General features: G+C 40.1%; 26 protein-coding genes and 1 pseudogene. 3 read left to right on the forward strand and 24 right to left on the reverse strand.

Going from position 1 to position 26,160, the window contains the following annotated elements:
• Positions 1 to 83 precede the first annotated feature (83 nt).
• Positions 84 to 1,148, reverse strand: coding sequence for a hypothetical protein (locus G593_RS0101970; protein WP_029730542.1), 1,065 nt, complete (start codon positions 1,146 to 1,148; stop codon positions 84 to 86).
• Between the two features lie 141 nt (positions 1,149 to 1,289).
• The gene (locus G593_RS0101975) at positions 1,290 to 1,982 is read right to left on the reverse strand and encodes a 5'-methylthioadenosine/adenosylhomocysteine nucleosidase (protein WP_005337479.1); all 693 of its coding nucleotides are present in this window, start codon (positions 1,980 to 1,982) and stop codon (positions 1,290 to 1,292) included.
• 418 nt (positions 1,983 to 2,400) lie between these two features.
• Here G593_RS0101975 and G593_RS0101985 point away from each other — a divergent pair, with 418 nt between their 5' ends.
• Entirely contained in the window at positions 2,401 to 2,643 is a 243-nt protein-coding gene (locus G593_RS0101985) for a TIGR03905 family TSCPD domain-containing protein (RefSeq protein WP_005337480.1), read from the forward strand.
• Positions 2,644 to 3,041: 398 nt separating this feature from the next.
• Here G593_RS0101985 and G593_RS0101990 read toward each other — a convergent pair whose 3' ends face one another.
• Both G593_RS0101990 and G593_RS0101995 read right to left on the reverse strand, forming a co-directional pair.
• A complete protein-coding gene (locus G593_RS0101990) occupies positions 3,042 to 3,521 on the reverse strand; it encodes a DUF6147 family protein (RefSeq protein ID WP_029730543.1) in 480 nt (159 codons plus the stop codon).
• Between the two features lie 75 nt (positions 3,522 to 3,596).
• Positions 3,597 to 4,472, reverse strand: a complete 876-nt coding sequence (locus G593_RS0101995; protein ID WP_029730544.1) for a DUF4367 domain-containing protein — start codon at positions 4,470 to 4,472, stop codon at positions 3,597 to 3,599.
• Positions 4,473 to 4,734: 262 nt separating this feature from the next.
• Here G593_RS0101995 and G593_RS0102000 point away from each other — a divergent pair, with 262 nt between their 5' ends.
• Positions 4,735 to 5,799 (forward strand): undecaprenyldiphospho-muramoylpentapeptide beta-N-acetylglucosaminyltransferase, encoded by a 1,065-nt coding sequence (locus tag G593_RS0102000; RefSeq protein WP_029730545.1) that lies wholly within the window; start codon positions 4,735 to 4,737, stop codon positions 5,797 to 5,799.
• Positions 5,800 to 5,874: 75 nt separating this feature from the next.
• On the opposite strand, the gene G593_RS0102005 is transcribed toward G593_RS0102000, so the two are convergent.
• Both G593_RS0102005 and G593_RS0102010 read right to left on the reverse strand, forming a co-directional pair.
• Positions 5,875 to 6,429: an RNA polymerase sigma factor gene (locus G593_RS0102005; RefSeq protein ID WP_029730546.1), complete on the reverse strand. Its 555-nt coding sequence runs from the start codon at positions 6,427 to 6,429 to the stop codon at positions 5,875 to 5,877.
• 22 nt (positions 6,430 to 6,451) lie between these two features.
• Positions 6,452 to 6,862 (reverse strand): HIT family protein, encoded by a 411-nt coding sequence (locus G593_RS0102010; protein ID WP_005335028.1) that lies wholly within the window; start codon positions 6,860 to 6,862, stop codon positions 6,452 to 6,454.
• Positions 6,863 to 6,962: 100 nt separating this feature from the next.
• Between G593_RS0102010 and G593_RS0102015 the strand changes: the two genes are divergently transcribed.
• Positions 6,963 to 7,793: a sensor histidine kinase gene (locus tag G593_RS0102015; RefSeq protein WP_005337500.1), complete on the forward strand. Its 831-nt coding sequence runs from the start codon at positions 6,963 to 6,965 to the stop codon at positions 7,791 to 7,793.
• Positions 7,794 to 7,800: 7 nt separating this feature from the next.
• On the opposite strand, the gene G593_RS0102020 is transcribed toward G593_RS0102015, so the two are convergent.
• The 18 genes and pseudogenes from G593_RS0102020 to G593_RS0102110 form a co-directional block, all read right to left on the reverse strand.
• A complete protein-coding gene (locus G593_RS0102020; protein ID WP_005337502.1) occupies positions 7,801 to 8,400 on the reverse strand; it encodes a rhomboid family intramembrane serine protease in 600 nt (199 codons plus the stop codon).
• Between the two features lie 52 nt (positions 8,401 to 8,452).
• Positions 8,453 to 8,686, reverse strand: coding sequence for a hypothetical protein (locus tag G593_RS0102025; protein WP_005337510.1), 234 nt, complete (start codon positions 8,684 to 8,686; stop codon positions 8,453 to 8,455).
• A 74-nt stretch (positions 8,687 to 8,760) separates the two neighbouring features.
• Positions 8,761 to 9,504, reverse strand: coding sequence for a DUF6382 domain-containing protein (locus G593_RS0102030; RefSeq protein WP_029730548.1), 744 nt, complete (start codon positions 9,502 to 9,504; stop codon positions 8,761 to 8,763).
• On the reverse strand, positions 9,494 to 9,919 hold the full coding sequence (locus tag G593_RS0102035; protein WP_029730549.1) for a TadE family protein: 426 nt from the start codon (positions 9,917 to 9,919) through the stop codon (positions 9,494 to 9,496). Before G593_RS0102035 ends, G593_RS0102030 begins: the two co-directional genes overlap by 11 nt.
• Positions 9,916 to 10,395, reverse strand: coding sequence for a prepilin peptidase (locus G593_RS0102040; RefSeq protein WP_242827015.1), 480 nt, complete (start codon positions 10,393 to 10,395; stop codon positions 9,916 to 9,918). The genes G593_RS0102035 and G593_RS0102040 overlap by 4 nt, the downstream gene beginning before the upstream one ends.
• A 41-nt stretch (positions 10,396 to 10,436) precedes the next feature.
• Positions 10,437 to 11,261, reverse strand: coding sequence for a hypothetical protein (locus tag G593_RS0102045; protein ID WP_029730551.1), 825 nt, complete (start codon positions 11,259 to 11,261; stop codon positions 10,437 to 10,439).
• Between the two features lie 128 nt (positions 11,262 to 11,389).
• Complete coding sequence (locus tag G593_RS0102050) at positions 11,390 to 12,847, reverse strand: DUF5702 domain-containing protein (protein ID WP_029730552.1); 1,458 nt, start codon at positions 12,845 to 12,847, stop codon at positions 11,390 to 11,392.
• 14 nt (positions 12,848 to 12,861) lie between these two features.
• Positions 12,862 to 12,963, reverse strand: a pseudogene (locus G593_RS21685) (Flp1 family type IVb pilin); the annotation flags it as partial.
• A gap of 239 nt (positions 12,964 to 13,202) precedes the next feature.
• The gene (locus G593_RS0102055) at positions 13,203 to 13,577 is read right to left on the reverse strand and encodes a DUF6262 family protein (RefSeq protein ID WP_029730553.1); all 375 of its coding nucleotides are present in this window, start codon (positions 13,575 to 13,577) and stop codon (positions 13,203 to 13,205) included.
• Between the two features lie 39 nt (positions 13,578 to 13,616).
• Entirely contained in the window at positions 13,617 to 14,042 is a 426-nt protein-coding gene (locus tag G593_RS0102060; RefSeq protein WP_226969289.1) for a DUF6262 family protein, read from the reverse strand.
• Positions 14,032 to 15,525, reverse strand: a complete 1,494-nt coding sequence (locus G593_RS0102065; RefSeq protein WP_029730554.1) for a tyrosine-type recombinase/integrase — start codon at positions 15,523 to 15,525, stop codon at positions 14,032 to 14,034. The genes G593_RS0102060 and G593_RS0102065 overlap by 11 nt, the downstream gene beginning before the upstream one ends.
• The gene (locus G593_RS0102070) at positions 15,522 to 17,498 is read right to left on the reverse strand and encodes a tyrosine-type recombinase/integrase (RefSeq protein ID WP_029730555.1); all 1,977 of its coding nucleotides are present in this window, start codon (positions 17,496 to 17,498) and stop codon (positions 15,522 to 15,524) included. Before G593_RS0102070 ends, G593_RS0102065 begins: the two co-directional genes overlap by 4 nt.
• 18 nt (positions 17,499 to 17,516) lie before the next feature.
• Entirely contained in the window at positions 17,517 to 18,635 is a 1,119-nt protein-coding gene (locus G593_RS0102075) for a tyrosine-type recombinase/integrase (RefSeq protein WP_029730556.1), read from the reverse strand.
• A gap of 180 nt (positions 18,636 to 18,815) precedes the next feature.
• Positions 18,816 to 20,789 (reverse strand): ATP-dependent DNA helicase, encoded by a 1,974-nt coding sequence (locus G593_RS0102080; RefSeq protein WP_029730557.1) that lies wholly within the window; start codon positions 20,787 to 20,789, stop codon positions 18,816 to 18,818.
• A 576-nt stretch (positions 20,790 to 21,365) separates the two neighbouring features.
• Complete coding sequence (locus G593_RS0102090; protein WP_029730558.1) at positions 21,366 to 21,797, reverse strand: sigma factor-like helix-turn-helix DNA-binding protein; 432 nt, start codon at positions 21,795 to 21,797, stop codon at positions 21,366 to 21,368.
• Between the two features lie 390 nt (positions 21,798 to 22,187).
• Positions 22,188 to 22,889 (reverse strand): winged helix-turn-helix transcriptional regulator, encoded by a 702-nt coding sequence (locus G593_RS20440; protein WP_029730560.1) that lies wholly within the window; start codon positions 22,887 to 22,889, stop codon positions 22,188 to 22,190.
• Positions 22,890 to 23,100: 211 nt separating this feature from the next.
• Positions 23,101 to 23,427 carry a hypothetical protein gene (locus G593_RS0102105; protein ID WP_029730561.1) on the reverse strand — a complete coding sequence of 109 codons (327 nt, stop codon included), beginning with the start codon at positions 23,425 to 23,427 and terminating at the stop codon, positions 23,101 to 23,103.
• 135 nt (positions 23,428 to 23,562) lie between these two features.
• Positions 23,563 to 26,154, reverse strand: coding sequence for an ABC transporter permease (locus G593_RS0102110; RefSeq protein ID WP_029730562.1), 2,592 nt, complete (start codon positions 26,152 to 26,154; stop codon positions 23,563 to 23,565).
• Between the last annotated feature and the right edge of the window lie 6 nt (positions 26,155 to 26,160).

A 26,160-nucleotide genomic window follows, 5' to 3' on the forward strand; every position in this document is an offset into this window, starting at 1 on the left:
ATGTGACAGCTCACAGACAGTCCTTGTTTTACAAAACTAACTTTGAGCCGTTATCTATATTTTAACAAATCAGTCTCTTATTATCAAGCCATAAACTCCTCCAGGATTTCTCGGATACGCTGATTTCTGTTTGCCTCGTCCTGCGCCTTTGTCTCTTCCGATTCTATTGTTTTTTCTATTTTTTCTGTTTTACCTGGTTTTTGCGATATAGCTGTCTTTTTGACCTTCCGGTCATCTTCCACCTGCAGCGGTTCTGTCTTATACATCGCCCAAAGCAGACTGTCCATAGATCCAGGAAATTCCTGCTTTGGTTCCTGCTTCTTCTGATTCACAGATTCACCTGGCAAGTTATCCCCCTCTGTCCTTCCTGCATTTTCTGGCATTCTAGTATTCTTCACAATTCCTGTATTTTCTGGCATTCTGGTATTCTCACCCATTCTCTCTTCTTCTGGCATTCTGGTATTCTTCACAATTCCTATATTTTCTGGCATTCTGGTATTCTCACCCATTCTCTCTTCTTCTGGCATTCTGGTATTCTTCGTCATTCCTGCATTTTCTTGTATTCTGGCACTCTCCGCTATTCTCGCTTCTTCTGATCTTGCCTCTTCTGCCAGAACTTCTTTCTTGTATGTTTTTTCATAGCGATGCTGATAAATATTTTCCAAGTAATCTACCATATAATTTCGTACTGCCTCCAGCCGGTACTCCTCATCCGTCAGCATATGTACCAAGAATACGATTAACGCCAGCGCCACGCCGGTTCCGCCAATCATAGCTGTCTGCTCTGTCGCCCCTTTAATCCGATAACTTATGATTGCACCGACTCCGCCAAGAATCAGACAAAGTCCGGCACCCGCCATCTGTAACCGCCGCCATGCATGGAGCCTGACTCCACCAACCCGGTATTCATAGAGATACTTGTCCACAAATACGCCTACGTTTTCCACCTTTTCACTGATCATACAGGTATGCTCGAATTTCGCCCGCACAAGCCGCATCAACGGATGATTACTCTTTCCCATACTTTCCGCTGCTGCCACCAGCTTCCTAAGTGTTCTTCCAACGACCACCTTTGACACAACTCCGGCAAATGCACTCATTCCCATCAGTACATAGATCACATGTCTGTCTAACATTAATTCTAACATGATAAAAGCCCTCCTTTTGGCACCAATTATAATGGATTTTCCAAAAGAAGGGCGAAAAACCGTTCCCCATAAAGCGACATCTGCACACCGCAGATTATGGTATTTTTTCTTATATTTTATCGAATCATTTATTCTCTGGTTTTAAATCATCGGGAGCAATTCCTTTACAAGCGCCACGCTGTGGGCAATTGCCTGTTTTTCAAACTCTGGATAATCCATCGTTGCACTGTTGTCAGCTTTATCAGAAATTGCTCGAATGATGACATACGAAACTTTGTTAAGGTAAGCCGCGTGCGCGATTCCGGCTCCCTCCATCTCTGTGCAAAGAGCCTGAAAATTCTCCACGATACGTGCTTTCACTTCTCCGGAAGAAATGAACTGATCTCCACTTGCGACCCTTCCTGTAAATGTATGGATCTGCGGATTTGCTTTTTCATTTGCCTTCACTGCAAGCTCTACCAGATGCGGATCTGCCGGGAATGTGCGCGTATCCATTCTTGGCACCTGGCCGATTGCATCTCCAAATATGGTTGCGTCCATATCATGATGCACCGCATCTGTAGAAATCACCATATCACCAATGTCAATTCTTGCATCCAGGGATCCTGCAATACCTGTATTGATCAGCGTATCTACGCCAAATTTATCCACCAGGATCTGCGCACAGATTGCCGCATTAACTTTACCGATTCCACTTCTTACGACAACCGTGTCCTTCCCACAAAGAGTTCCTTTATAAAATGTCATGGAAGCAAACTCTGTCACTTTAGCATCTGCCATCTCACTTTTCAGAGCTGCAACTTCCTCTTCCATTGCTCCAATAATACCTATCATCCGATTTTCCTCCTGCTATGCATTTTTACTGTGCGATTTCCGCACATTTCCTTTATCTGACTGCCTTTTTCACTATCATTACAAACATTTCCTGTTATCCTGTACATTATCCCCTACCCCATGCACAAATGTCAAGCATTGATGCTCTTTACTGTACCTGTGCATTCCTGCCTGTTTATTCCTCTGTATTCCTCTTTGTATTCCTCTATGCACTCTTTTTCATACATATTATGATGTAACCGGATTGCTTCATTGCTATGCAATTCCCGCAATCCTCGAACACCTCAAGCTTCCATAAAATGGCTTGTTCACATCATATTATTGGAAATCTTAATTTTTCTTTACAAGCAGATTTTTCTCTGTTAGAATGGCTTCTGATATTCATATATCTGGTATAACATATAGGAGGGTTTTAAACATGGATTATAAAACACACGGTGTCTGTTCCAGCATGATTCACATAGAGCTGGACGGCGATAAAATTAAAGATGTAGATTTTGTAGGTGGCTGCAACGGTAATCTTCAGGGAATCTCAAGCCTTGTAAAGGGAATGAAAGTGGAAGACGCCATCGAAAGACTTGCCGGAATCAAATGCGGTTCCAAAGCAACTTCCTGCCCGGATCAGCTTGCCAAAGCACTCCGCGAAGCAATCGCTCAGTAAATTGATTCATTCACGTAAAGTAAGTCACATGGAAAAGGACACGCAGCTTTTAATAGCTTGCGTGTCCTAAAACTAAACTTACCTAAACTTACTTCTCATGATTGTTATAATATTTTTTCTTTTAAATTTTTCTTTGAACTGTCTCCAGTTCCTTCGCCCTTCCAAAGCCCTGCGAACCAACGTAAGGGCCATGAAATATGTAGATTGCTGTGGAAGAGCGTCTAATTGTTTCAATATTCAGTTGTTATTAAATTTCTAAAGTATTATAATCCAACCTACTAACTTTACCCGAAATTTGTTTTTAATTTGTTTTTCCCATCATTATAATGGCCTTGCCCACTAATCTGATTGTAATTATAAATTTGTTAAATTCTTCTTTCTTTTCTACAAAATCTTACTTAAGGTTCCTCAATGTAAACTCCATCTGTGAAACTGCTGCTTACATCATCATTAGCGGAATGAACACATCGAACACGATAGTAATAATCGCCTTCTACATCTAAATATTTTTTAGATGATGCACGATCAGTATTTTCTAAGAACTTATTCCAGGAATCATAAAAAGACCATTTTGTATCTTCCTCTTTAGCTCGTTCAATAATGACACCAATCCCGATACGTTCTACTTCATGTGCAGCTAATGTTGTTCCTCCGGCATAGATTTCTCCCGGGCCCATCCGGACAATTTTGGAATATCCGGTCAGAAGATCTTCGCCTCTAGCAACTTTTTGAGTATAGCCAATGGATTCTACATCTTTTGTAAGTTGGGATCCGTCGATCACCTTTACGCTAGATGCCGCCTGTGTATCCGTCGATACACCAAAGCTTAATCCTAAAGCCATAGCACATACACAACATATGGACATACATCGCTTCATTTATCTACCTCCCATCTCTCTATTTAGGGTTCCCTATATAATAGACACATGAGCTTAGAAAAACTGACGCATTTTTTAAAAAAAATATAAATTTTTTAAAATATTTTCCATTTCTGCCTTTGTCATTGTTCCTGTTAAGCAATAATACAGATTATTATATTTAAATTCTGCTTTATACCTGTTCGTCTCTGTTTTAGGTGTTTTGTATTCAGTCACTTCTATCGGAACATTTTCTTTAATATAATAATGATCTATAATCTCATCTTCATTATCTGCCCCCAAAGACACTTTTCCATAAGAAGCACTAATTATAAATTCCATTTTTTCTCTATCGCGTATATAATCTAATTCTGCCACTTGAATATCTGTGTCTAATTCCATCTTTATAAATTCCATACCTTTTGAGCGCCAAATAATTCTTACTGGTTCAATTCCAAACTCTTCTGCTATCTTCTCATAGACTTTCTCTTCATCTTCTTCCTCGATAATCTTATTCTTATCGCTGGAATTGACTTTGGATACTTGTCTTCCACCTACAGAACTCTTCATAAACTGCAGCATTCTCTCTGGTCCACCAAAGCTTGTCATTCCAACTGCCATTACGAGGATCAGCACTGCTGCCAGTGCTACAATTCTACGGATATTGCGTTTCTTCCGGCGCATTGTATAGATTTTCTTCTCCTCGCTCTGATTCTTCAACATCTCCCGTCCAATGCGAAGTGCTTCCCGGTCTTCTTCTGAGAGTTTCGCATACGCATCTGTTCGCTTCGTATCTTCGGAACGCTTTTCACGCTCACGGATTTTTTGATCCAGTGCATTTTTCATGCGGAGCTTCAGCTCATCTGGAATCTCTTCATTATCGTTAAGTCCGACTTCTTCTTCTATCTGTTTCGCTTCTCTATTCAATTGATCTTTTAGGATTTCTTTCAACTGATCTTTTTTTTCACTCATAATCTACCTCTTAACGAAATCTATCCTCTCTTTCTCTTGACCAAATCTCCCGGGAACGTATAATATAATTATATGATGCCAGGGTCAAAAGGTCTAAATCCACATGAGCTTGCTCATAAGTGGATGAAAGACCTTGGGATCCGCCCCCAACATCATTATATGCCAAAGTTGAAAATCTTTCCCTGTTTCGTACAGTATATACGAAGCAGAATCATCCGTACGGCATTCTTATTGTAACATATATTATCGAAAGGAGCTTTTTATGAAACGTATTATCTTAACCGGCGGCGGTACTGCCGGTCATGTTACACCTAACATTGCCCTGTTACCACGTCTTAAAGAATTACAATACGACATCCACTATATCGGCTCATATAACGGAATTGAGAAGGAACTTATCTCTCAATTCGGTATACCATATCATGGCATCTCAACCGGTAAACTCAGACGTTATTTCAGCGTCCAGAACTTCACAGATCCATTCCGTGTTATCAAGGGAATGGGTGAAGCACGTAAACTGATTAAGATTCTGGAGCCTGATGTTATATTTTCCAAGGGAGGTTTTGTCTCTGTACCAGTAGTCCTTGCCGGTAAGGGACAACATGTACCAGTCATTATCCACGAATCTGATATGACTCCGGGGCTTGCCAACAAGATTTCCATTCCTTCTGCAACGAAGGTCTGCTGCAACTTCCCGGAGACATTATCTTCTCTCCCGACAGGCAAGGCTGTTCTCACCGGATCTCCGATCCGTCAGGAACTTTTAAGCGGAGATAAGTACCGCGCCAGAGAATTCCTTCACTTCACTTCCGACAAACCGGTCATTCTGGTTGTCGGCGGAAGCCTCGGTGCCGTTGCCGTGAACAATGCCATCCGTGCGATTCTCCCGGAGCTTCTGAAAGACTTCCAGGTCATTCACTTATGTGGCCGCGGCAAGCTCGATCCTTCTTTGAACGGAACGGAAGGCTACGCACAGTTCGAATATATCAAAGAAGAGTTGCGTGACCTCTTCGCACTGACCGACATTGTAATCTCCAGAGCCGGAGCCAATGCTATCTGCGAGCTTCTTGCCCTGCACAAACCAAATCTTCTGATTCCGCTGTCTGCCAATGCAAGCCGTGGTGATCAGATTCTCAACGCCCGTTCTTTCGAGCGTCAGGGATTCAGTATGGTGCTTGAGGAAGAGGAACTTACGAACGAAACACTTCTCAGTGCAGTTCATGATCTCTATGATAACCGCGAGAAATACATCGATGCAATGAAGCATTCTTCCCAGCAGGATTCTATCGATACCATCATTGATCTGATTGAATCGGTAACTGCTTAGATACTTACAAAACTATCTGATTCTGACGCAGATATCTGATATAAGAAAACAGGTGTCATATCCGGCACCTGTTTTTTATTTGCCATCCAGTTGGTGAAACTGTTCTTCGTAGTACTTCTTAATCCATTGCTTTGCCCTGTATAATGTACTATACAGCGTATCCACAGATATCCCCATTTTCTCTGCAACTTCTTTTTGTGGTTTATCCAAAGTATATGAAACGGTAACTGCCTCATACCATCTTGAATTTTTCTCATATAGATCTGCAAAAATCGTATCGTGTAGCTCGCGGCATTCTTTCTGACGAAGCACTTCTATGAGTTGAGCGTCCAGTCCTTCTGACGAATATGGCACCTCCTGCTCCGGAACCTCTTCCATCGGTGTCTCCCATTTACTGTCTCTTAGATAGTTCTTTGCCATATTCTTTGCGGTAGTGATCAGCCATGCAGGCACGGACTCCATACATATATCTCCCAGGTTGTCGTATAATTTCAGGAAAACTTCCTGCACAATCTCTTCTGCCACATAGTGATCTTCGACGTAGTACAATGCCGTTCGGTACACTTTACTTACATTTTCTTTGTAAAGCCTGTCGATTTCAGCTTTCTTTACATCTTCAGATTCCGCCATTTAATTTCCATCACTTTCAAGTTTATAATTTAGACAGAATATCCTGCTTATCCTCTTCGGTAAGCTCACCCATCTTCCAGCCAAGTCCAACTTCGTCACCTTTATAACGCGGAATCATATGTAAATGGAAATGGAATACAGTCTGTCCTGCTGCCTCGTTATTATTCTGCACGATATTGTACCCGTCACAGTGTAAGATGCCTGTAAGCTTTGTGATCATTTTCTTAGCCAGCACCATAACTTTTGCAGCCTTATCATCGTCCAACTCATACAAATTGGCATAGTGTTCTTTTGGAATAATCAGTGCATGTCCTTTCGAAGCCGGGCTGGCATCCAGAATCACGCGGAAATCTTCATCTTCATACAAGGTTGCTGTAGGAATTTCTCCATTTGCCAGTTTACAAAAAATGCAGTTATCATCTTTCATTTTCATGTCCTTCTTTCCTTTAAAAAATCATTTTTAAAATTGTTGATTATTTTATCCGCCAATGCTACACTATGAAAAAATAAATTCATAAAGGGCGGTAATCATTATGTTCACAGAATCTGATTATGAAAAATTACACCAGATCATGGCAGAAAGTCCTGAGAAAGAAGAGCTTCTCACCAGACTTCTTCACTCCCACCGTATGGATATCAGTACCATCAGCCATGAGATTCGCAACCCGCTGACTCTTATATACAGTACCTTACAGATGATCGAAGCATCCAATCCGGAAGTTCTGAATATCCGGCACTGGTCAGACTTACATAGCGACATCGAATATATGAAACAACTACTGGAAGAGCTATCGGCATACAACAACGGTCAACGTCTGTCACCTTCTTCGACAGATTTCGACATCTTCCTCAAGAAAATTTCCTTATCCTTTGCCTCCTCCATCATTGAAACCGATATTGAATTTATCTCCCGGATAGAGCCGGAACTTCCTGTTATGCCTGCAGATTCCATCAAACTTCGGGAAGTTCTTCTGAATCTTCTTGGAAATGCGCGCGATGCAGTACTGATTCAACAATCTACATGCTCTAATCATCTTGATTCTGCCTGTAATTGTGAAAGTAACAGATCTTTGAATCCCGGAAAAGCACTTATCTATTCCCCGCAAATTCACTTTCACGCATGGAAAGAGCATTCAAATCTGATTATTTCCGTCTCCGATAACGGCTGTGGTATTGCACCAGAACATCTATCTTCAGTCTTCGAACCATTTGTCACGTACAAATCGTCCGGAACAGGCTTAGGCCTGCCACTTTCCCGCCGAATTATCGAAGCACATGGCGGAACACTGACTGTCCACTCAGAACCAGATTTGCCAGACTGCCAGCTAAAAACTACATTCACCCTTACAATTCCAATCCCTTAAAACATTTTTAATAATGTTTCGGCTTATGTTTCCAATATGTGAGTACCGCCAGTAAAAATCCGGATATCAGCCCGCCAATGTGGGCTGCGTTATCCACCCCTTGTGCGGTGAATCCATAATAGAGACTTAAGCCTGCCATCAGAACAAGTCCTCTTGTTGAAATCTCTCCGACTCGTCCATGATTACGGATTGCAACATAAAGAAGTGCTCCCACAATTCCAAAGATTGCTCCGGAAGCACCCGCTGATACCGCATAGCTTCCCTGACTCACATCAAACCATGCCGATACGAGATTTCCCATCAGTCCGCTTCCAAGATAAATGAACAGAAAACGGATTTTTCCAATCTCTGGTTCCAGGCTGTAACCGATGACCAGCAGCATCACCATATTGTTCATCAGATGACTGAATCCAAAATGCAAAAACATACTGGTGATCAGTGTATAATATCGTTCTCCGTTCATGAGATATGGAACATACATTGCTCCATGTTCCATCATAAATGCGGAATCCTCAGTCATACCCATAAAAGACAGTCCGAGGAAGATCAGAACATTCGCTGCTGCGATTGCAATTGTACAAATTGGTAATTTCTTGTAATTTCTCATAGGAAAATTTTCTCATTAATTTTCTGTAATGTCAACGTTATTCTGCAAGATTTTACTCATCAAACTCTACGATCAGATAATATCCTCTGTCCGTATGTTGTATTTCTTTGATTACGCCCTGTCTTGCATGAATACGCTCAGATGTCTTGTAAATTCCGGACATTGCAACTGCCGGTTCCACTACATAAGTAAACAGGTTCGTATTCGGACTTCTCTCTGTTACTTCCACCTGCTGGCCTTCTACCACCAGCCCTTGTCTTTCCATTTTAAACCGTTCCTGTCTCACGACAAACCGCCTCCTGTCTCTGATATTCCAGCCGGGATTTTTTCCGGCATCATTCCTGTCAGTACAGTATAACACTAGAGATCTTCTTCTTCAATATACAGCCCGTCCCAGTCTCCCCACTTTGGTTTTCTGCGTCTGTGAAGAAAACGCTTCATCGGTGTCCACAGGTTTTCTGTCTCACGGAGTATCGTACTTCCCATTTCCTGGCTTGCGATCCAGTCATGTTCTGTCCGGTCAAAATATGTGCTTCCTTCCTTTTCTTCCTCTGTTCCCAAATCTGTATTTTTATCCTCTGCCAAAACATTTTCTTCCTCTTCTTTTACACACTCCTTTATAATCTGTTCCAGACTGTAATTTTCTTTCATAGTCTCTTTATGCAAAAGGAACACGATCTGGACACATTCTTTATCCTGATAATCTGCACATTTCACCAGATATTCGCTCAGATGGTGAAATCCTTCCCACAGACTTTTTTCTTTCGGTGGATAATAACAAAAATAATACTTTTCTTCTGTGTAAAAAATATACTCCGGATCCATCAGAATACAATTCACATTGAGAAGATACCTTTCTACTTCTTTCACGACACGCAAAATAGATTTTAGCAATATTTTTATTTCTTCTCCACTCATCGTATGCTTTTTATAGAGCGCTTTCATGGACACTTTTCCACTCACATCATAATCATAACAGCTTTTGTCATCCATTCCCCGTCCATGCATTTCCAGCAGTCCTTCCACCTGATTTTCTTCCAGCATTTTATTTTGATAGTCCTCTGTATAAGGGACTGACTCTTCTATCGTAATCTTACGTTCCATTGACGAACTCCTTTATTTTCTTAATATCCCGAAGCTTTTTCTCCGGTTCTGTAATTGCCGCACGTTTTTCCACACTGACTTTCATCTTCCTCCATGTTCCCTGTGCCCGGACACAGACTTCATCTCCTTCCACCGTAACCTGTCCCTGGATTGTAGATAATAGGATACACTTTCCATTCACGCGACTTTGAAAAAGTGTTTCCAGTTCCGCCGCATCTGTCCCGCTTTTATCTCCAGTTCCGGTCTGTGAACCCGGTCTTTCTCTCGCCTTATTGCTTCCAACTACCGCTGTCTCATAAGCTGCTCCCGCAATTATATTCTTGTCATGGTAATAAAAAAATGCATAGATACTGCTCATGACCAGCAACATAATGATTGGCATTAAGAATGACATCTCTACTGTATAACCTCTCACGCTGCACCTCCCTGCTCTGCCAGCATCAGAATATATCCAAGAGTCAAAAATGGGAAAAATGGCATTGTCTTCACCCGTCCGCGAAATGCCAATATCACCGAACAGACTCCACTTATAAAAAATGCTGCTGCCAGCACTCCCACAACTTTCCAAAACCCCAGATATCCTCCAAGAATCATAATTGCCACGCTGTCCCCATAACCGATTGCTTCTTCTGTCACTTTACTGACAAGAAGGAACAGCACTCCCACTCCGATTCCTGCACAGATTCCAACAAGATTCTCTACATTTGTCTGTTCCATCTTTTCCAGGAACACTCTGATTCGATAAAAGTCCACTATTTTCCAGATGACTATCAATATTCCCCACAATGTCAGAACTCTTCTGGAAACTTTTTTATTTCTAATATCTGACACAGACAGCCCAGTTAGAATTAACAGCACAACTATATCTACCATTCTATTTATATTTCCCACATCTTGTACCTCTTCTCATTCTACTTATCATTCCTGGCATTCTACTTTCCACCACATTTTGAGCATGCGCGCTTTCCCGGTACTTCAGAAATTCTCGCTGTATATACGGTACGCTTTAATCCGCTGCATGTCAGTGAATTATGATACCGGTCACCCTGATCAGTAATATACACACTTCCACCCATACTGCTGCCATGAACACATTTCTCACAGGCATGATACTTTCCGCCACTTTCATTGCGAAGGCTATTAAGTTCCGATGACGCCGCCGCATGGATCGACAGGTCCAGATGCGTACAATGTGGATTTTTGTGATAGACAACTCCTGTATCCGTTACATATACAATCTGATCATCTTCTTCACCAAACCCTCCTGCCTCATAGCCGGTCCATGCCTTGATCCTCATAGTTTCCTTATAAGAAATCGGCGCTATAGCAAAGCCCGGAACCGGAATCCGCACCTGATAAGATGCCTGAATTTCTCCAATTCCCGTAAACGGCGACAAATAAGATTGATTGCAATTGATTCCTGAGCTGCCACCTTCTACAATGCTTCTCTCTAACCGTTCTGCTCCAATAGAATTTACAACATCACGTTCCAGATTTGACGGAATCACTGCCGGGACTTCTACTGCCTGCACTGCAAGCTTCTTTCCCGCTTCCTGAAGTCCGCTTCGCACAGCCGTCTGCACGGATAACAGCTCCAGCAGTAATACCAATGCCAGCGTCGCAAAAAAGAAGATTGGTACTGCCATGGCAGCCTCCACGGTAATGCTTCCTTTTTTTCGGGTGGATGCAGATGCCCTTCCTGTATACTTGGATTTGTATATGCTGGATAATAAAGGGATATCTTTATCTGAGTTCATCGAATCTTTCTCCTTTCATTTTTTTATGTTTTCAGTTAGCAGAAATTTTATAACTCCCGGTAGGGGGAGCGGAAGGACATCTGCACCCACCCGTTATTGATTCATTTCGTTATTGATTCATTTCGTTTTTAATTGTATCCAAAATATGTCGGAAAATCGTACATGATCCCACGACGCAGATTGCATGTGCTGTGAAATTCTACTCTGCTGATGCAGGCATCTGCCCGAAAAAATGTCTTTCCATATCGTATCTTTAAATTTTGTTCCACCATATCTAATGTACGCATCCCAACTTCATCCTGGGATTTCAGGAACAACAGCATGCGAAGGTATTCCCGATAAGCAAGTCCGCTTTCCATATCTTTACCACTATCTGCTGCCACATTTTCTCCTGCACTGCCAAGCTGCATCAGTCCGGAAAGGCTTAGTTTCCAATCCTCTGCGTTCTTTACAAGTGGTACTTTCCCTCCACTTATCAGCGTTCTAATATCCATGATTGCTTCACCATAAGCCCATGCAAGTAAAATTCCCTGCGCGGCACCCTCTGCCAGTTCCGGAAGTCCAATCACCGTACATAATGTAAGCGCTGCCGCCTCGGCTTCTGCCTTCTTTTCTGAATCCGTCTGGATATATGCATAATCTGGCACAAATCGGACCATAAGAAGCTTACTGGCAACTGTCTCCATATTTTCTCTGTCGCTGGCATGGCCTTCCAGAATATATTCCAGTTCATAGTCCAGACTCCCCGCACCTGCCATGTCACCAAGATTCCCATTGCCGAAGTCTTCATTAGCAGAATCTCCTCTGACAAAATCTCCACCGACAGAATCTCCACTATTATAATTTCCATTGCCAGATTGCAGGCTATCTGAAGCCATCTTGAAATGTTCCAGCACGTACTCTCCAAACAGTAATTTACTGATTGTACTTCCCGATCCTGCTACATCTGAGAAATCTCCATATCCCTGATTTCGTTTTCTATGAGATACCATTTCCGATAACGTAATGCTTTTCTTTGACATTACACGTCCCTTTGGCATAATCAGATCTACAAGAGGCATGCTTTTTAATTTCGCCACATGCGATAAGGGATTCTCTTCCTCTGGAAGTTCCTCCTTCTGCGACAACAGCTCCTGTAATTCCTGTTCCGTTTTTGCCCCGTCTCTTTCATAATTTTGTAAAGCCTCCTCTCCTGCTTTCCATGTATCTGTCTGTCCAACCAGTTTCTTCACCTTATCCAGTCCGTATTTATTTTCCATATATGCCGTCACCTGCTCGTAAAATGCACTGGCACCTTGGTCCGTCAATAGCTGAATTCTTGTAATTTCCTGATCCATCCCGCTTGCTCCGTAATAGGCCAGCCGTTCCTTTAACAATTCTTCATTGTAACTGCCCGTCTCATAACTTCCTTCCAGCGCAAAAATTCCGTAGACTTCCCAGAGTTCCTTCTGATACTCTGCAAATATACTTTCCACCGCCCGTGTCATATCTGCTCTTCTGTAATTTTTTACATTCTGTAAAGAGGCACTTTCCAGCATTGCTCCGGCAAATGAAATAAGTAAAATAAATACCAGACTTAAATACACTGTGACTTCCCCCTTTAAATACCGCTGCTCTCGCTTGTAATCTTCTCGAAAATCGTCTCGACCAGACTTGTGAGCTGAGATTTGAATATAACGACAAGTGAAATCAGTACCACTATAAATTTAGCCCCTGTCTTTTTCATGCCTCAAAAGCCTTATAAACACTGGATTTAACCATATAGACCAAAACGTATCATTCGTCTATTTTCTTTGTTTTTTGCACTTTTTGTATGTTGTGTGCATTTTGTAGCCAGTATTTTTATTTATTCATATCTATACAAAACAAGACAGAATGTACTTGCTTTTTAACTGTACATTCTGCCTTGGATCATTCAAATTCAAATATTTAATTTTTGTTTTATACTTTAGATATTTTTCTTACCCTTGCCAATTCTTCTCGCAACTCTGCATTTTCTTTTTCCAATTTTTTTATTTTTAGTTTCAATTCCTGTATAGTCGTTTTTGCATTAACTAAAGTTCTTTCCATAGCCATATCAATAATAATCTGTTTCGGATTATACGTTACGCTCTGTTGATGCATAGCTTCATTTACCACCCTGCGCATTTCTTCATTTCGATAAAAAAATCCTTTAGAAAAGCCTGTTTTTTGAATCAATGCAGCAACTGTTATTTTTTCTTTTGATTCCAACATTTCTTGAATTTCCCGTTTTGCGGTTTCTACCTTCTGTTTGCTACGTTCCAAACTACATTCGACCATTTTATCGTATTTCATAGATTATCGTCCTCTCAAAAAACTTGTACCACACCATTCTCACAATTTTTTTAGAACAGAAATTTCTTTCCTACTGACCCGTTTATTCAATTTCTCCAGTTCTTGCTGCAACAGTTCATTTTTTCTTTTCAATTCCTGATTTTGTTCTGCTAATTTCTCGTTCTCTGCTTTGGCTTTTAACAATTCAATTTTCAACTCAATTACTGAATTTTCAAGTTTTCTGTCCATTGCAACCGGATGTCTATTCTTAAAAATTGCTTCCTGTCTATGTATTGCGTCATCCATTTCTCTTCTGATAAGCTCATTTTTATAAAAAAATCCTCTAGAAAGCCCAGTTCTTTTTACCAGCTCTGCTACGGTAATTCTTTCCATATTTTTAAGCATATCAGATATTGTATTTTTTGCAATATTCATCTTCCTCTGACTCTCAGCCTGCGTAATCGCTACCATCTTATCATATTTCATAATCATCCCATCCTTCTATGATATCTAATAGGATCATATCCATTTTTTCTCTTGCAGTTCTCGTTTCATCTGCCATCAGTTTGTTTCCAATTTTTCGATAATGATGTACCGAATATATGGAGGTATGTCCTAGTAACTTGGCTATCATCCAGTCATCCACGTGCATTTCTGTCAATTTCTTTCCATAGCAATGTCGGAAAATATGCGTTCCAAACTTCAGAAGTTCTCCATTATCATCCCGGATATCTTCTTGACGAATCATTGTCATAATCTGATTTTGAATCATGCTATATTGATAAGGTCTTGTTGAATCATCTTTCTTTACAAAAATGTAGGTTGTTTCCCCATACCGCTCTTTTGTATAGTCAATTGCTTTCATAATCAGTTGTGCCACTTCCGCACTGATAGATTTTTCATAGGTAACTGACTTCACCTGGTCAATCCTTATAAAATATCGATTATTCCGCATGCTTAGGCAGTCTGTCTTTAAGGTCAGCGTATCTGAAATCCTCGTCCCCAGTAATTGATGGATAATCAATGCTCTGCATATCTGCTCGTCCATTTTGAAAATGTGTTCATTTAATCTTTTAATTTCTGCATCTGAGTAAAATTTGAATACATGTCTTGGTGTACTTGGAAAGTCATTACTCAGAAATAATTCGCTCATGTGCTGTCGTTCATATAAATTCCCAACATCTTCTATTACCCTTCGTAGTGCATACAAGTCAGATCTGTAATTCTTCCGATCATGTGCTTCCGTCTGAAGATATATCAGATACTCTTCTATATGCATTCGGTCTAATTCCTGCAGCGATTGAATGTCCAAATATTTCCTTTTAAGAAATCTTGAAAATCGCTTTACTGCAGTCATTTCACTATGTATCGTTCCTAAAGGAGAATATTTCAAATGCATAAAAATCACTTTTTTTACTTCTTCCCGAATATCTGGTTGTACAATTTTAGTAAAGTTAAGCGTTTCTGTATTCAAAATTGGATTTCCTTGAATAGGAAAATCGAAATTTTTAAGAGTCCAGATGTCTTTTTCTTGTTCGTCCCTGTCATCCTCTTCTTCTAGAAACTTCAAGATTTTTTTCATATGCCTCACAATGCCAGGACTTTCAATCCCTACCTTGTCATATGCTGGCCGGTATTTTTTGCTTGATAAAGCATATCCTCGTTCCAACATCCAACCTTTTAGCATAAGGATGATTTTTTCTTCTTCTCTGGAATCTAGGCTTTGTATTTTCCGATCAATCAGAAATTCTCGAATATTATTATAATAGGTCACTTCACTTGCCATGCTAGACGGGGCGAGCATTTTTCCTCTTTCCCATATAAATTCTTCCAACTTTTCGGTTATTTCTTCGGATGGTAACCCTTCCAGATTAAAATACCGTACCGGACTGATACGCATTCTCTGCAGTTGATCTTCGGATGCTGTCTTATAGCAATCCATCTCATATATGTAAATTCTATTTTTCATTTTCTGTCACCACGCTTCTTAACTTTAATGGTAGAAGCCAAATCATTTTCCGGTTTCTTAAAGTATGTATCACTTGCTTTTTCAATTCTCTTTGGCATGAAGTCCACATACTGTTTTGTCATCTCTTCTGAAAAATGTCCTAAATAATCTCGGATTGTCTGTATAGAAACATCCTCATCATAAAATTGAGTAGCCAGCGTATGTCTATAGTCATGGGTTTTGAAGATATAACTGCCATCTGCAATTCCATTCTTATCACAGTATTGCTGAAACTCCTGTCGGAATGTTGTTCCCCGGTACGCTCCACCATCCTTCCCTTTAAAGATATAATCTTTCGGACGAATGTGTTCACGCTCAATATACTTACGCATGATTCTATACATCACAAGCGGTATTGGTATCATTTTATCTGCCTTCATCTTGATCTGATAAACTTTTAGCCATGCATCTTCTCCATCCCAGTAATATGCATCCCCTTTTAACGTACAAACTTCGCTGATTCTCAATCCAGTACACCACAAATGTAAAAATATCAATCTTGGAACTAACGGAAATGCATACAGCTTATGCAGGATTTCCATATAAACTTTTTCTTCCACCGTTCTGTCATGATGCTCTGGATATGTCTTTTTCAGATAATACTCCGGTTTAAAAGGTATCTCCTTCATATATCCTCGTACATTTAAAAACTGATAAAATTTTATATAATGCACAATTCTTTTATTGAATGTATCATCTTTGGTATCCTTTTCTTCCAGTTTCCTAAAATAGTCATCCAATTGATTTTCATCTACCTGACAAATGGATTCTTCTTCCTTAAAATATTCCAGAAGTCTTTTTACCTCATATAGTTGTCCTCGGATATTTGCTATCGTCAGTCCACCAATTCCAACATGATATTTGGCATATTCCTGTAACAATTCTCGATTCTTTTTGTTAGTCACTTCTATAAAACTCAATCGCTGTACTGGATTGCTTGGGTTAAGCCGATCTTCTGACAGGTGAAAGCGTTCCATATACCACACATTGGCATGCCAATGAATTTCTGGTGCTGTTAAAAATAAGATTTTCCGACTATTGTCAATAATCTGCATGGAGTTTTTCACATTGACTACCTTCTGTTCCACGATTTTCTCAAATCGCTGAATCTGTTCTAATTCCAAGCCTTCCAGATCATCAATCTCTTCCTCCACACAAAAATCATATAACCAGTGCAGTGGCAGTAAATAACGAACTCTTCTCTCTTTTGAATCGTCTCGATATAAATTGTCCAGGATATAATTTAGCAGTAGGAAAATCTGCCTTTTTAATTTTTCAGATGCTTTTCTTGCAAAATCCCATACCAGTTCCTGTTTATCTCGGACATATTCAAAATCCTTAACCAATTCCAAATCTGGTAAGTATGGCAGGAATACAATCTGTGCTTGATATTTTCTTCGGTGTTCGATTCTTCCCGGCAGACTTTCTATTTCTTTTTGGATACTGTACTGCTTGATATGATCGAATACCTTTAGATATTTCATCACACTCGGTTCGTCCCACATCTTTTGCAGCTCTGCTTCATATCTGCTCCGTACTGTATAATCAATCTCCCTGATATGATGTATGCCTTGCCGGATTAGAAACCGTTTGATATTTCCCTTCAATGCTTCATCTGACACTTGGCATTCTCGGATTTCTGAGAGCAGCGGTCCATATTCTGTATCTATCCAATACTTCTGTATCTTCCGCAATGCGGATGACTGCTCTTTCACCTGCTTTTTCGTATAATTCCCACTATCTGACAAACTTTTTTTGTATTCCCGCAAATCTTGTTCTTCTGCTAGAATCACATCATAAATTTCTCTTTGGATAAGGAATTTCTCTGCTTCTTCCCATAGTTCTCTCTGCAATATTCCGCCTGACATAAGTTGCCTGTGAAGATGCCGTATCTCTTCCTGGCGTTCCGCTTGCAGCAATCGAATTGCAGACACTTGATCGCCTCCTCTTTTTTATAACAAATTCTGAACTCCATACATTGCCTGATGCTTATTGTAAAATGCATCACTGACTTCTATTAGCTCATCCTCTGTTATGTTCAGATATTTCATGGTCGTTTCAATATTCCGATGTCCGAGTGCCTGACTGATCATTTCTAATTTCCAGCCATCTTTTCGTCTTGCATTTGCAAAATAGTGGCGAAGCATATGGGGAGATGCTTTAATCCCTGTTTTTCTTTCCAGTCTGCGCAGCATTGCATATACTCCGCTTCCCTTAAATGGTTGTCCGACATAATCACCTGAGACATTGATAAATAGATATTCCTGTCCGAAGATCAATTCTTTATAATCTTCTATATAGAACATTAAAATATCAAAAGTTGCATCACTGATTTTTGCCCTTCGGAATTCTGCATTTTTCGCCCTTGCCCTATTTTCATTATCTTCTCGGAAGTTGACATAAATGATATGTTTTTCATAGTCTATATCTTCCGCATACCGGACACCTAAGAGTTCCCCTATTCGAAAGCCTGTTTCTGCTAATAATAAAAGCAGAACCTGATCTCGGCTGTTTGCACATTCCTGCAACAAGCCTACAATCTTGTCCTGCTCAATGGTTTTTCCTTGATGTCCTTTTTCTTTTAAATATCCCCGAAAGTTCTTTCGGTTCAGCACCCTTCTGAGACCTATCGAATTTCGTACAATCATCTGTGCATCTGAAAGCACCTTCAGACTTTCTGACTGCTTGTTTTCCTGTTCCATAAAAGTATAGAACCGGAATACCTCTTTTAAATATGCATTGCAAGTTTCATTATTGGGAAGTTTTGAATAATCTTCCCGGCTATGCTCACCTGCTTGTAACCAGATCAGAAAATCTGTAAAATGTTCATGCTGATCCATATAGTTCATCTGATAGATATCCTCCAAATGCAAGTCCAATTCATCCATAAAGTTTAAATAATAGGATAATATGAAGGCACTCCTTCGTATGGTATTCGGTGATAACTTTGACCGTTTCTTATGCATTAAATACTTGGAAGGTAAATATACAATATCATGGCTTTCTTTCTCTCGGATAAAATAGAATTCTTCCTTTTTATCAGTTTGCATATCCATTATATATTTTGCCATTTCAGAACCTCCTTCCAAATCTCTAACGCTATACACATTATACCCACTTCATGTTCAAATAGCTATTCATCAATACCAACAATCCCTCCAAAACCGCCCCAAAAACTGTACTAAACTTTTCCCTCAAGAACGCCTGGAAAATAAGCACAAGCAACAAGGCTGGAAAGCAGATTTTTCCTATTATAAATAATACTCTACACCTTTCCGGCTGCGGATGAAATCCTGTACCTCTTTCAACTCTTCTGCTATCCGGCAGGATGGAAGCGCACACATCACATCTTCGTGATACTTGCCGCCTTTTACCGCCCGTATATCTAAAATAGACACCACGCAGGTATCGGTTTCTGTCCGGATGGCTCTCCCAAATCCCTGACGTAGTTTCTTCTGCATATCCGGCACAATGATGGACTGGATATAGGTTTCCAAGGAATCATAGGTTTCCTTCTCTGCCTCGCTGATGGGATCCGGCACTGCAAAAGGCAGTTTCACAATAATAAGGGAAGACACCATATCTCCCGGAAAGTCCACCCCTTCCCAGCAGGAGCCGGCTGCAAACAGTACTCCATTCTCCATGGTCTTAAACCGCAGGATCTCTTCCTGCGAATGCCTCCATACTTCCACCATAGGAAACGGCAGGCTGTCTCTTAAAATCTGGTACACACTTCCCATCAATGTGTAAGAGGTAAACAGCACCAGCGTATGACCGTAAGTGGAACAAATCAGAGAATGAATCTGGTTTGCCACCATCACCGCCTCTTCCCGGCTTCCTCTCCTGCAATGCTCCAACGTCTTTGGCAGGTATAGCAGGCAATTCTTTTCGTAAGAAAAAGGGGACTCTGCCACATATTCCTGCACTCCTGCCCTTCTCTCCAGCCCGGTGATCTGCCTGGTGCGCAAAAAGCCTGCACCTGCCTTTAATGTTCCACTGGTTAAGATAGCGGACACTCCTTCTTCCCGATCCCATAACATCTTCCGAAGCAGTCCTGGGATTTCCCGACTGGCTGCGCATAAAATGGGAAGCTGCTCTGTATCGAGCCGCAGATAGCGGACATATTTCTCATCGCTGCTGCAAAAACACTCCAGCACCTCTTTTGCATCTTCCAACCGGTTCCGTATCCACTTTGGAACACTTTTCTCCAGCTTTTCTAAAAGAAATTCCAACATCTCTACGCCTTCCCACAGAGAAACCACACTATTTGTTGTATTATGGAATGTTTCCCGAATTCCCTTTCCAATTCGGTGTTCTGCGCCAACCACATGCAATGCGTCATGCATGACTATCCGCAAGATTCTTGCCTCTTCTTTCTGATGCTCCCGTTCCAGATAATACGCTATTTCCCGAATATCATCCATACACAGGGTTTTTCCAAACATCTGCTTTGCCGCTTCCGGTAATTTATGAGCTTCGTCTACAATCAATGTCCGATAGTCCGCCAGCAAAGGTTTATATCCTTCTGCTCTGTGATACGCATCTGCCAATAAATAGTTGTGATTACAGATTTGAATAAACACATCCTGCTTTTTGGATTCTTCCAGATATCTCTGATAGCGGCACATCTGCCTGCCCGGACATTCCCTTGGACAGAATTTTGGCACACAGACCAGCCTTCTGTCAAACCCACTTAAATCCTTTACAGTATCCATGTCATACTGTTTTCGTAAGGACAGTAACGCTTCTTTTTGGGCAGCATTCTTCTGTTTATGGCGAATCGCTTCGATTCGTTGTTCCAGCCTGTTGTCGCAGACAAAGTGTTCTTTTCCTTTTCGCACCACTGCCCGAAGCGGAGACTGAATGATCCCTTGTTCCAGCAGCACCCTGGACAAAAATGGAATATATTCCGTCAATATTGCTTTCTGCAATGCAATGCTGGAGGTGGACACCACTACCGGACGCTGCTCCAACGGATTTCCTCTCCCTATCAGCATGGAATATTTCCGCAATAATACGCAGGCTATCAGATAGGCATAGGTTTTTCCAATCCCTACCCCTGCATCACACAAGGCAATCTGTTCTCCCAGCAGGGTATCCAGCATTTCATGGCATAGACGGATCTGCTCTTCCCGGACTGCCAGTCCCTGTTCCGGAAGCAGCACCCGGAAGATCTTCTCCACTTCCTGATGCGCTCTTTTTTGATATTCAACTTTATAAAACATAGTACTTCTTTCCGCATGACGTTAATACCACAAGAATACGGCTGTGGCACTTTCCCACAGCCGCATGTATCTGATATCAACGACACACTCTTTTTTGATTTCTTATCGTTTCTTCTTTTCTTTGGCACCGTATTTGTCCTCGACTCCCCGGCTGCCACACCACCTTTATGGCAGGGAACATTACAGGCGGATGCTTCGCTTTGCACCGCTCGCAGATTTCCTGAAAGTCTTGCTGATTACAACTTGGAGTCCATCCTCTTCCTTATGGGAAGAAATTCGTATCATTATCCCCCTCCGATGATCCTGGCGAAAGACCTGCGAAAGTCCATTTACAGCTATAAGGTGTCGCTCAGAATGAGAACATGCACTGACAGTTTTCTACAAAATGATCCGCCATCGTCTTTGGACAGACCTTTCCATAACAATCCTGCAGTACTTGTTCCCATCCGTCCTGGCGCTTATGCTGTCACGCTTCTATCTTCGGGAACGTACCTGTAATGCTGGTATGCGGTTGTCAAGGAACTTAGGGCAATTACCCCTTTCATATATAGAGCCGATGAGAACCTCCATTTTTCTTCACTTTTTCAAAACTTTTTTTATTTTTTTCTTCAATCGCTCCATCCGTGTATAAATGGTCTTTTCCGGCAGTCCCATCTGACCCGCAATCTCACGAACAGAAAATCCCCACATCTTCAACAGTAAAATCTGCAATGTTTTCTTATCTGTTTCCATCAGAATCTGTAAGAGCTGTTCATTCTCAATACTGTCAAGCAGCTGTTGGATATTCAGTATAACCGAAAGCTCTTCTTCCATCTTTTGTGTATATAGCTCTTCCTGATTGGAAGAAAAATGTTCCCAAAATCTCCGCTCTGCATTAAAATCCTGCCAATCCAATTCCCGGATTCTTTGGATTACCTCTTCACTGACTCCGGATTCTCTTAAAATCTTTTCTTCCTGTTCCTTCCACTGTTTCCATTTATATTCTTCTTTTGCTTTATGAAATGTCACCTTTCTTTTCCTCCGATCTGAATTTTTTTGAAATCAAATCGGAGTGGCGGTGACCTCGCCTTCTTACAAGAAAAAGGCTGTGTTAGCCGGAATCTTCTCCACAAAAAGAAAGATGCCGCAATCCTGTTTTGAATTGCGACACCACCAAACGCTGTATATGAAGTTAGGTTTTTCCCTTTTGTAGCTCTTTCTGGCACATACACTGCTCCTTTATGTCATGGGATGAATCCCATTCTTTACATAAAGAAGTAGTATACAAAATCAGTCTGTCAGCAGACTGTCAGTTGTCTGTCAAATAACTGTCAGTTTTTCTATCATCTCCCTTCTATGCGAATGCAGCCAACGATCTCACCATATAAAAAGCAGGCTCCATTTCTAGAAACCTGCCTTCTATGATTCTTTCTCTACTTTTAAACAATATCCAACTTCTTTTACACTGATGATTATATGTTCTGCATTTACATCTACATTTTTCAATTTCCGTTTCAATCGATGTACCATACAGTAAATAATATTTGTAATATCCCCATGTGGGTACTCCTGCCATACCAGCTGATAGATCTGACTGTATGTATATACTCTTCCCGGTGTAGACGCTAGCAGATATAGGAAATCAAACTCCCTTTTTACAACGGGGATTCTTTTATGCTCCCATTCTACTGTTCTTTGAAGTGGAAAGATTTCCAGTTTCCCGACCATAACAGGAATTTCTTCTTTTCTTTCCGATTTCCACTCTGTATAGCGGCGGATCAATGCATATGCCTGCAGGCTGATTTCTTCTGTGCATAGTTGTGTCAATACTACATCTGCTCCGGCCTGCATGATTTTCTTTCGCATTTCAGAACGATCCGGTAATAAAACAATCACAGGTGTTATCACCATTTTTCGGATGGCTTCTACAAGTTGACATATAGTTTCCGGTTCTTGCTTTACTGCAATTAAAATCAAATGATAAGAGAATACTGTCAAGTGGGAAAAAGCGTCCTGAATATTTTTTGCCTGATAAATCTCTGTCTGCTGTTCCGGCAAAATCAAGCTTTCCCATATCACTTCTCCTTCATCCGCAATTACTATAATTCTGTTTTTCTTCACACCCCCACCTGTTTATTTCGCATATCCGTCCCACCTAACTTTTGCAATCACTATTTTCTCATCTATTGTTCCCTAAATTTTAAATCATAAAAAGCAATCATAATTAATCATCTTGATTTCTATTACTTTTCGCACCCTATCTAAAAAAGATTTCCTATATTTCTTTATTATTCAAAGACATCTCTTTCATTACGAATGTCTGACAATACAACTAAATTTCAATAATAAGTATTTCTGCACGTCCATCTGGATAGGAACAAAAAAACTCAGCTTCTGCGCTTTTGCATACAATCCAAAATTTCTTATTGCAGTTAAGTTCCAGAATATTTCCAGTATGGTTGAGTAACACAACTCTTTCAAAACATTTGTCATTTTCGATATACAGATCCGTAAATTGTCGTTGTGCGAGTTGTAAAAGATCATCCGAAGTAAAAGTTCCTTTTCTAATACTAGGAAAAGAAAAGTAATCTATATCTGAATTTGCATTAAGGACATTTAAAAGATATTCCTCTAAATCTTTAGGAAACAGACATTTCATATCCAAGCAAATCTCCGTACTCGAATTATTTTTTATTTTACATATCAACTTATAAAGGACAGAGGGAGAAAGAATGATAAATTTATTCTCCCCCTTTATTTGTAAAGTATATTTTTGCAAATCTCTCCCTTCTTTCTAATCTTGATATCTGCGTAAACGTTCTACAATACTTTCTTTCGCAATGCTTTTATAAACTATTAACGGTATTATTGTACAGATTAAAAGCATAAGCATAAACAGTATTAGAATTGAACCATATGGAATACCATATTCTACAAAGTAAATTACATTTTGTATAAGTACAAATACCCCTTTAGAAACAAGCAATCCTATTGTAAGCAAGAGACCTATCGTAATAATGCTGTAATATAGCCCTTCTAAAATAAGCACCGTTTTTAACTGTTTCTGTGTCATACCTATGCTTTCTAATGCGGCAAGTTCTTTTTGTCGTGCATAAATATTGGTAAAAATAACATTGATAAAATTAAGCAACCCCATAACTATAAGAAATATTCCTATCACTTTCCCAGCTATACGGATGATCTGTACACCATCATCTACCATTGCTTTGCTTTCCAGTTGAGAAGTCATTCCTATGGTATCAGCAGATGCAAATAAATCTAATAGTTGATTGCTAATCTTTTCGTCTGTTCCTTCATCAACATTGATTTGAAGTGAATGAACGATTGGTGACTTTGTTAATCTTTCAATTCCTTGAAAAGAAGTGTAGCACTTTACTGTCTGTCCGTTATCACTGCCATAATAATTGTAGTTTTCCACATATCGGTTCGATGTAGGAGTTGTCAAAACCCCAAGTACAACATAAGAACTTTGTAAATCACCTTCCATACTTCCTGAAAGTGTAATCGTTTTTCCACACAGCGATTTCGTGTTTTCCGAATCTGCTTCAGCTAAAAAAATACCCGTTCCATCGTTTAAGTGCTTCTCGATTTCCGATTTGTCGAAAATAGTTTCATAAGAAAATCGATTTAACTGTTCTATTGATAAGCCTGCAACCATTGACTGCAAATCATCAGAAATATTCTGTGGTGCGAGGTTACGCTCTATTGCCTGCTGTTGAATCCACGGAGCTAATTCTGGAACAGGTTCTTTGAATACGGCATAGTCTACATATTCTGTATTGATGTCAGAAACACCATTCCATGACTGAATCTGAGATTGAACATCACCATTTAGTGTATCTTCAATTTTTGTATAGTCATCCGTCTGAAATGACAAATTTTTCAAAGTAAACGAATACGGCTGTTCTCTCTCAAGCTTTATGTCATAGTTTACACCATAAGTAGAAGTGCTGATTACAAAAAAGATAAGCAATCCAAAAAACATGGAAGAAAATGTTAATATGGCACGTTTTTTATTTCGGAACACATTTCGGAAAGCCATACAATATAACTTTGTTCCTTTACGGCTACGCTTACTATTGATATTTTCTTGCACTTCTGTATATCTTAACGCCTCTATTGGAGATACCTTCGCTGCCAATTTTGCAGGTTTTCTACAGCTAATATAGACTGTGAAATATGAAAACAAACTGGAAAAAACATATAGCCAGGGAGAAATTGAAATATCATTTGTCAATGCGCCCCCAAATCCGCTTCCTACCGTAAGACGCTCAAGTAATCCAGGAATGACAAAAATAGCAAAAACAGTTCCTAAAACTAATCCAACAGGAATACCTATCCAAGAGATGTAATTTGCTTGCTTTCGTATCAGCTTTTTCAACTGCTTTTTTGTTGCTCCAAGAGTTTTAAGCTGTCCATACATGTGCATTTCTTGTATAACAGAAATATTCATCACATTATAGATCAGTAAATATCCACTTATTACAACCAGCAATACAGCTAAAAATGGAATAGCTGCCAAAGAGAAACTTTGTGAAGTGTTTTTTGTCAAACCAGCAACAACAATATGATTTAGTCCAGTTTGCCCTTTCAATAAATTTAAGGCTTCTTCGCTGTTCAAACTTTCATCAATAAAGCAAGTTCCTAAACGACCTTCTTTTGACAGATATTTTTCTGCAAACAAATCAGATACAACAATATTTCCTACTGCCCGCTTATTACTTCCATGATTCATGTAATAAAGATTGGATGCCATTGTATTTCCGCTGTTCGGTGTTACACCTGCACGATAAATATAATCTGTGTAGAAGCCACTAAGAATAAAATCTTGTTGATAAGAGTCTCCAGACAAGGTTGTAAATGAAATAGGAATCCTCATACCAATCTGAGGGCTGTCAATTCCCAATTTTTTTAATGTCCATTCTGAAACCATGATTTCATTCTCTTTTTCGGGATAACTGCCGTTTCGATTGGTAATGGTTGGAATGATATTTTTTTCCCATTCTGTATCATCATAGCCGGTCATTGCGATCACATTTTGATTTGACAGCTTATCATTCGGAGTAACAGAAGCAATATAATACTGCCATCCAATTCGACTGATTTCTGAAAGCTCTGCTGCTTTTTCCATTTCTTGATCGTCTGCCTCACAGAGAAATGCGTTAGCTGTACTTCCTTTCAGTCGAAGATCGGCAGTTTCTACATTTTTAATAATACTAATACCAGCCCCGAACATAACTGTTAATAGAAGTGTCACAAGAGAAACAGCCAAAATCAAAAAGACATTTCTCATACGATTTTTAGTGAAATTTCGTTTTGCTAACCGATTCATTGCCTTTTTTGAGACAATTTCATTTTTATTCATAAAATT

Origin of the sequence: Dorea sp. AGR2135 (assembly GCF_000420885.1) — a bacterium.
In the GTDB taxonomy this organism is placed as follows: Bacteria; Bacillota; Clostridia; order Lachnospirales; family Lachnospiraceae; genus Dorea; species Dorea formicigenerans.